Annotated in this window: 1 protein-coding gene; it reads left to right on the forward strand. The window is 67.0% G+C overall.

Annotated features, from left to right (window positions below):
* The coding region (tuf, locus tag BLV24_RS21315) for an elongation factor Tu (protein ID WP_092685689.1) at positions 1-1,174 on the forward strand (1,174 nt) is incomplete at both ends.

Below are 1,174 nucleotides of genomic sequence, written 5' to 3' on the forward strand. Positions count from 1 at the left end.
ATGGCCAAGGCGAAATTCGAGCGCAACAAGCCGCACGTGAACATCGGCACGATCGGTCACGTCGACCACGGCAAGACGACGCTGACGGCGGCGATCACCAAGTACTTCGGCGACTTCAAGGCGTATGACCAGATCGATGGCGCGCCTGAGGAGAAAGCCCGCGGGATCACGATCTCGACGGCGCATGTGGAGTATGAGACGGACGCCCGTCACTACGCCCACGTGGACTGCCCGGGCCACGCCGACTACGTGAAGAACATGATCACCGGCGCCGCGCAGATGGACGGCGCGATCCTGGTGGTGAACGCGGCCGACGGCCCGATGCCCCAGACCCGCGAGCACATCCTGCTGGCCCGTCAGGTCGGCGTGCCGGCGCTGGTGGTGTTCATGAACAAGGTCGACCAGGTCGATGACGAGGAGCTCCTGGAGCTCGTCGAGATGGAGGTGCGCGAGCTGCTCTCCTCCTACGACTTCCCGGGCGACGACATCCCGATCGTGGCCGGCTCGGCCCTGGCGGCGATGAACGGCGAGAACCCGGACATCGGCGAGACCAAGATCCGCGAGCTGATGGCCGCCGTCGACGAGGCGATCCCGACGCCCGAGCGTCCGATCGACCAGCCGTTCCTGATGCCGATCGAGGACGTGTTCTCGATCTCGGGCCGCGGCACGGTGGTGACCGGCCGCGTCGAGCGCGGCGTGGTGACGGTGGGCGAGGAGATCGAGATCATCGGGATCCGTCCGTCGCGCAAGACGACGGTGACCGGCGTCGAGATGTTCCGCAAGCTGCTGGACCGCGGCGAAGCGGGCGACAACGTGGGCGCGCTGCTGCGCGGCATCGGCCGTGAGGACGTTGAGCGCGGCCAGGTTCTGTGCAAGCCGGGTTCGGTGAAGCCGCACACGAAGTTCGAGGCCGAGGCCTACATCCTGACCAAGGAGGAGGGCGGCCGCCACACGCCGTTCTTCGCGAACTACCGCCCGCAGTTCTACTTCCGGACCACGGACGTGACCGGGACCGTCGCGCTGCCCGAGGGCACCGAGATGGTGATGCCGGGCGACAACCTGAAGTTCGAGGTGACGCTGATCGCCCCGATCGCGATGGAAGAGAAGCTCCGCTTCGCCATCCGTGAAGGCGGCCGCACCGTCGGCGCCGGCGTCGTCTCCAAGATCATCGAGT

Source organism: Albimonas donghaensis (assembly GCF_900106695.1).
In the GTDB taxonomy this organism is placed as follows: domain Bacteria; phylum Pseudomonadota; class Alphaproteobacteria; order Rhodobacterales; family Rhodobacteraceae; genus Albimonas; species Albimonas donghaensis.